The sequence below is a fragment of the Aeromonas sp. PrichA-15 genome (assembly GCF_017939245.1).
Lineage (GTDB): Bacteria > Pseudomonadota > Gammaproteobacteria > Enterobacterales > Aeromonadaceae > Aeromonas > Aeromonas caviae.
Genome location: NZ_JAGKRH010000194.1, coordinates 1 through 5,367 on the forward strand (window position 1 = coordinate 1; position 5,367 = coordinate 5,367).

The 5,367-nt window shown below is 59.9% G+C and carries 5 protein-coding genes, 4 tRNA genes and 1 pseudogene; 3 read left to right on the forward strand and 7 right to left on the reverse strand.

From position 1 onward, the window contains the following. Positions 1-159: 159 nt before the first annotated feature. The 6 genes and pseudogenes from J9889_RS18935 to plsY all read right to left on the reverse strand — a co-directional run. Positions 160-971: pseudogene (locus J9889_RS18935) on the reverse strand (IS3 family transposase); the annotation flags it as partial. 98 nt (positions 972-1,069) lie between these two features. Continuing rightward, a tRNA-Asn gene (locus J9889_RS18940) sits at positions 1,070-1,145 on the reverse strand. Between the two features lie 8 nt (positions 1,146-1,153). Next, a tRNA-Phe gene (locus J9889_RS18945) sits at positions 1,154-1,229 on the reverse strand. A gap of 3 nt (positions 1,230-1,232) precedes the next feature. Further along, positions 1,233-1,308: transfer RNA gene (locus J9889_RS18950), tRNA-Thr, on the reverse strand. Between the two features lie 51 nt (positions 1,309-1,359). Further along, positions 1,360-1,435, reverse strand: a tRNA-Phe gene (locus tag J9889_RS18955). Positions 1,436-1,482: 47 nt separating this feature from the next. After that, the gene (gene plsY, locus J9889_RS18960; protein ID WP_210557708.1) at positions 1,483-2,145 is read right to left on the reverse strand and encodes a glycerol-3-phosphate 1-O-acyltransferase PlsY; all 663 of its coding nucleotides are present in this window, start codon (positions 2,143-2,145) and stop codon (positions 1,483-1,485) included. A gap of 171 nt (positions 2,146-2,316) precedes the next feature. Between plsY and folB the strand changes: the two genes are divergently transcribed. The 3 genes from folB to J9889_RS18975 all read left to right on the forward strand — a co-directional run bounded on the left by folB (position 2,317) and on the right by J9889_RS18975 (position 3,797). After that, positions 2,317-2,688, forward strand: coding sequence for a dihydroneopterin aldolase (gene folB, locus J9889_RS18965; protein WP_010675798.1), 372 nt, complete (start codon positions 2,317-2,319; stop codon positions 2,686-2,688). Beyond that, on the forward strand, positions 2,688-3,197 hold the full coding sequence (gene folK / locus J9889_RS18970; RefSeq protein WP_049636525.1) for a 2-amino-4-hydroxy-6-hydroxymethyldihydropteridine diphosphokinase: 510 nt from the start codon (positions 2,688-2,690) through the stop codon (positions 3,195-3,197). Before folB ends, folK begins: the two co-directional genes overlap by 1 nt. 117 nt (positions 3,198-3,314) lie before the next feature. After that, on the forward strand, positions 3,315-3,797 hold the full coding sequence (locus tag J9889_RS18975) for a YbaK/EbsC family protein (RefSeq protein WP_119197025.1): 483 nt from the start codon (positions 3,315-3,317) through the stop codon (positions 3,795-3,797). A 9-nt stretch (positions 3,798-3,806) separates the two neighbouring features. Here J9889_RS18975 and mdtD read toward each other — a convergent pair whose 3' ends face one another. Beyond that, entirely contained in the window at positions 3,807-5,195 is a 1,389-nt protein-coding gene (gene mdtD / locus J9889_RS18980; RefSeq protein ID WP_049636526.1) for a multidrug transporter subunit MdtD, read from the reverse strand. Positions 5,196-5,367 lie beyond the last annotated feature (172 nt).

The following is a 5,367-nucleotide window of genomic DNA, read 5'->3' on the forward strand; positions in this document are numbered from 1 at the left end:
TGCGCTTTGGTGGCATCCATGAATATCGACTGGGAGAAGCTCCGCCACAAGTAACGGAGCTAACAGGAGACCAGCAGATCATTTTGGAGGTATTGGGTGAGCGCTATCGGCAAATTTATTCCTAAATCAGGTGCGGAATGTCGGATGCATCCCTTCGTGCACGTGATGCCCCGCTATCTTACGCGAGAAGGCATCCGTCACCAGGCTCAGGTAGAGTGGCCCGCTCTTTGCCGGCAGGTAAGTGATGTCGGCAACCAAGACCTGCCCTGGCGCCACCGCAGTGATTTTCACCGGGCCGGGTTTGAGCAAGTTGGGATGGCGATAGAAACGCTGAAAACTGTGGAGCGTCTTGTGATAGGCCCGTTTGGGCTGCACCAACAGACGGTGCTCGGCCAATATCCTAAACAGTCTGTCCCACCAGACCGTCAGCCCAGCATCGTCTTGGCCCTGCAGCAGATAATGCTACTTGTGGATGCCCACCCGTAGTGAACTTTGCGCACAAAGCTCACTACCTGCTGCCCTTGTGCATGACGCAGGTCGGCGACCCGATTGCGATTGTAGTCAGCCTAACGGTTTATTCCGAGGAACCAGCAAGCACTGAAGATGGTCAGCTTTTCGACATACCGCTGCGAGAGAGCTTACCAGGTCGTTTTTTACGATTGAGGCGCCTTCAAAGAACTGAGCCTCCAGGCTCATCAGCGCCAGCTACTCGAGCTCCTTGATACGCTGTTCAGACATTTGGTTGCCGGGATCAGGCATGATGTGATCCTGCCAGCTCTAATCGATGCTCCCTGGCTCCAACCCTGCAGACCATGCTTATGCAACCATACCAGAATGGTCGAATTGCCCTGAATGCCATATTGGAATTGTGTCTACTGGTAGGTGAGTTCACCTTTTTCAATCTGCTCGACCAGGGACAATTTAAACCTCAGTGAGTAATCGCGCTGTGTGCGTTTCACACCTTGTCCCATCGAGATCTCCATCTATTCGGGGAAGAAGGTATAAGCCATATTCAGGACGGGGACAATGGGAAAAGAAAAAGCCCAGCATTGCTGCTGGGCTTTTTATTTGGCTCCTCCTGCTGGGCTCGAACCAGCGACCTGCGGATTAACAGTCCGTCGCTCTACCGACTGAGCTAAGGAGGAATTATTCGTGGTGCCCAGAGACGGAATCGAACCGCCGACACGGGGATTTTCAATCCCCTGCTCTACCGACTGAGCTATCTGGGCAAATGGTGCCGGCTACCGGAATCGAACTGGTGACCTACTGATTACAAGTCAGTTGCTCTACCTACTGAGCTAAGCCGGCACACTTCAAACCATTGTGCATGAACACGTTTTTTTTCATGGCACTAAAATATGGTGCCCAGAGACGGAATCGAACCGCCGACACGGGGATTTTCAATCCCCTGCTCTACCGACTGAGCTATCTGGGCGTGGGCGCTATTAAACGGATTTTAGGGCAGGTGGTCAACGGGAAATTTCACTTTTCGTCTCGTTCGTCTCTTTTTTGCGCAGCATCATCCATTTTCATCACTTCTGCTGGCGGGACCGCTCCCCGGCGCCCCCAGAGGCGGGACTCCTCCCCCTTGAGCAGGCGGGTAATGTTCTCGTGATGACGGATCAGGATGAGACAGGAGAGCAGGGAGACCGGCAACGTGTATTCCGGTTTGAGCAGATAGGTAAAGAGCGGAGTGAGCAACACGGTCACGATGGACGCCAGTGACGAATAGCCGCTCACCAGCAGCACCAGCAGCCAGGTGGTGATGACGGCGCCCCCCATGGCAAACCCAATGGGCAGCATGGTACCGAGGGCGGTGGCGACGCCCTTGCCGCCACGGAAGTGGAAGAAGAGGGGGCACATGTGGCCCAGACAGGCGGCCACCCCGATAAAGCCGAGGTAGACGGGCTTGATCTGCAGATACCAGGCGAGGTAGACGGGGGCCATCCCCTTGAGCACGTCGAGAAGCAGTACGATCAGCGCCGCCATCCGGCCGCCGAGGCGCAACACATTGGTCGCCCCCGGGTTGTGGGAACCATGGTCACGGGGATCCGGCAGACCCGTGATGCGGGAAACCAGCACGGCACTGGACAGCGAGCCGCCCAGATAGGCCAGAATAATCATCAAAATCGTCAGGGCCGTCATCTTGGTCGTTTTTACCACGATATGAATGGGGTATGATGCGGGCCACATTCCCAGGCCCGGGCTTGCCCGAAAGCGTGTCGCCCAAACCGGCCGCCAGCGGCAATCTGCTTGCCGGGCCTGCATCCCTGCGCTGTTTTCACAGCCCATCAAGAGTAAAGAAGAAGTACTGTCATGGACAAGGTGTTTATTCGCGGACTCGAGGTTTTGACCACCATAGGGGTATATGAGTGGGAGAAGGGCATTCGCCAGAAGCTCTGTTTCGACCTCGAGATGGGGTTTGACAATCGCCCAGCCGCCGCAACCGACGATATCAATCTGGCGCTGGATTACGCCACCCTCTCTCGCAAGATCTGTGATCACGCCCAGGGCAAGATAGTGGAGCTGGTCGAGACCATGGCCGAGCAGGTCGCCGCCCTGGTGCTGGAAGACGAGCGGGTACAGTGGGTCAAGGTGACCCTGACCAAACCGGGTGCCGTGCCCAATGCGGCAGGCGTCGGGGTCGAGATCTTGCGCCATCGCACGCCGGCTGCGAGCGCCAACTGATGACCCGCATCTATATCAGTCTGGGATCCAACATCGATCGGGAACGCCATATCCGCGCTGGCCTCGATGCCCTGCACGCCGAATTCGGCGAGTTGCAGGTCTCCCGGGTATTCGAGAGCGAGGCAGTGGGCTTCAACGGTCGCCCCTTCTACAACCTGGTGGTGGGTGCCGATACCGAGCTGCCCCTGGCGACCCTGTGCCAGCGGCTGCGCGCCATGGAGTTCTCTCACGGCCGCGAGCCGGATGCCAAGAAGTTCGCCCCGCGCACCCTGGATCTCGATCTGCTGCTCTACGGCGAGCTGGTCTGCGAGACACCGCTGGTGCTGCCGCGCGGCGAGATCCTCACCAACGCCTTCGTTCTCTGGCCGCTGGCGGAGCTGGCTCCCACATTCCGCCATCCCATCGATGGTCGCACCATCGGTGAGCTGTGGGCAGGTTACGACAAAGCCTCCCAGCGCCTTGACCCCATTCCCTTCCACTGGAAAGCGGGCGAATTGCAGCATCACTGAACGACAAAGGCACCCTCGGGTGCCCTTGTTGATGACTCCGCTGATGACGGATAAGAAACGGTGATTGGGCCTGCGCCGGTGCAAGTGGCAGGATGACCGCCATCACAGGAGAACCCCATGCCACTCGATGCCATTCACGACTTCAACCGTCAGTTGCTCACCGACCTGCCCCACCAGCGCTTCGAGCACGAACCCATCCTCGATTACGCCACCGACGAGCGGGTCAAGGCTCGCCTCGGCTGGCAGGCCGAGTTCAGCAAGACCCTTTTCCTCAAATTCAAGGATGGTCGCTTCGCCCTGCTGCTGACCCACAGGGACGGCCGGCTCGACAGCAAGGCGGTCAAGGCGGCGCTCGGTGCCAAACCCTCCATCTGTACCGCCGACGAGATGCAGACCGAGATTGGTTGCCTGCCGGGAGCCGTCTGCCCCTTCCTGCCCCGCGCCGACATCCCCCTGCTGGTGGATCCCGTGCTCATGAATCACCACGCCTTTACCTGGACGCCGGGCCACCCCGAGCAGACTTTCCTGCTGGAGACCACCCACCTGGCCGGACTGCTGGCCCGATTGCCCTGCGACGTGAGCTACCTGCCCTCCCCCTGAGCCTGGGACTTAGCGCTTTTCCCGCGCCAGCTGGGAGAAGATCAGCGCCGCCAGCATGGACATCAGGCCGATGCACAGATAGGTGAGGTGGAACCCCTCCAGCCAGCGGCCACTCCCCTCGGGCTGGCCGATGGAGAAGAGCCCCAGCAGGCTGGCGGCGATGGCCACCCCCAGGCTCATGGAGAGCTGCATCACCACCGACAGCAGACCGTTGCCGCTGCTGGCGTGCTCACTGCTGAGATCCTGCAGGGTCAGGGTGTTCATGGCGGAAAATTGCAGGGAGTTGATGGCGCCAAAGACCGCCAGCCACACCAGCAGTACGCCGTGGGGCACCTGGTTGTCGATGAAATAGAAGCTCGCGATCATGGCCCCGAGCGCCAGGGTGTTGCCGATCAGGATGCGGCGATAACCGATGCGCGGAATGAGCTTGTTCACCAGCGTCTTGGTCAGCATGGCGCCGATCACCGTGGGGATCATGGTCATCCCCGCCTTGCTCGGGGAGAAGCCGAGCCCCAGTTGCAGGAACAGCGGGGTGAGAAACGGCATGGCGCCGCTGCCGAGGCGGGCAAACAGATTGCCCCAGATACCGATGGCGAAGGTGGACGTCTTGAACAGCGCCAGACTGAACAGGGGCTGCTCCGCCGTGGCGGCATAGAGCCAGTAGCTCGCCATGGCGGCCAGACCGAACAATACCGCAAACAGGGCCCAGCCGGTTGAGATGCTGTGCTCCCCCAGGCCTTGCAGACCGACGGATACCAGCACCATGCCGACACTGAACAGCACAAACCCCTGCCAGTCAAACCTGGCGGTGTGCTGGCGAAGGTCGGGCATGAAGTGCCAGCTCGCCACGAAGCCGAGCAGGCCCACCGGCAGGTTGATGAGGAAGACCCAGTGCCAGCTCGCCACCTCCACCAGCCAGCCCCCCAGGGCCGGACCGATGAGGGGGCCGAGCAGACCGGGGATGGTGACGAACGACATCACCCTCAGCAGCTCATGCTTGCTGTAGACCCGCAGCACCGCCAGACGCCCGATGGGCATCAGCAAGGCCCCCCCGACCCCTTGCAACACCCGGGCGATCACCAGCATGGGCAGGGTGTTGGCGATGGCACAGGCCAGGGAACCCAGGGTAAACAGCAGGATGGCGACCAGATAGACCCGGCGGGTGCCGAATCTGTCCGCCAGCCAGCCGGAGGCAGGAATGAGCAGGGCCACCGTCAGCATGTAGGCGATGATGACGGACTGCATCTGCAGCGGACTCTCGCCCAGGGCCTCGGCCATGCTGGGCAGGGCAGTGTTGAGGATGGTGCCATCCAGGGTCTGCATGAAAAAACCGACCGCCGTCAGCCAGGGCAGCCATTTGCGCTGGGCGGGCGTCACCATCGGGGAGCTGTCAGGCATGGTTCTGTCTCTCCTCATCACATAAGAATCTATGGTCACCCCCTTTTTTGCAACCTTGATTTCGGGTGTTGTGGTTGGCTTGCTTAAATCTATCCGGCGTCTTGATGGAGAATGTTCTCCGCGCCACGATGAGAATCGCGCCTGACTGTCCTAAAAAGACCCTCGGCCTAGA

Coding starts and splice junctions, on each gene's coding strand:
- plsY (WP_210557708.1), bottom strand. CDS start 2,145: ATGACGGCCCTGACGATTTTGATGATTATTCTGGCCTATCTGGGCGGC.
- folB (WP_010675798.1), top strand. CDS start 2,317: ATGGACAAGGTGTTTATTCGCGGACTCGAGGTTTTGACCACCATAGGG.
- folK (WP_049636525.1), top strand. CDS start 2,688: ATGACCCGCATCTATATCAGTCTGGGATCCAACATCGATCGGGAACGC.
- J9889_RS18975 (WP_119197025.1), top strand. CDS start 3,315: ATGCCACTCGATGCCATTCACGACTTCAACCGTCAGTTGCTCACCGAC.
- mdtD (WP_049636526.1), bottom strand. CDS start 5,195: ATGCCTGACAGCTCCCCGATGGTGACGCCCGCCCAGCGCAAATGGCTG.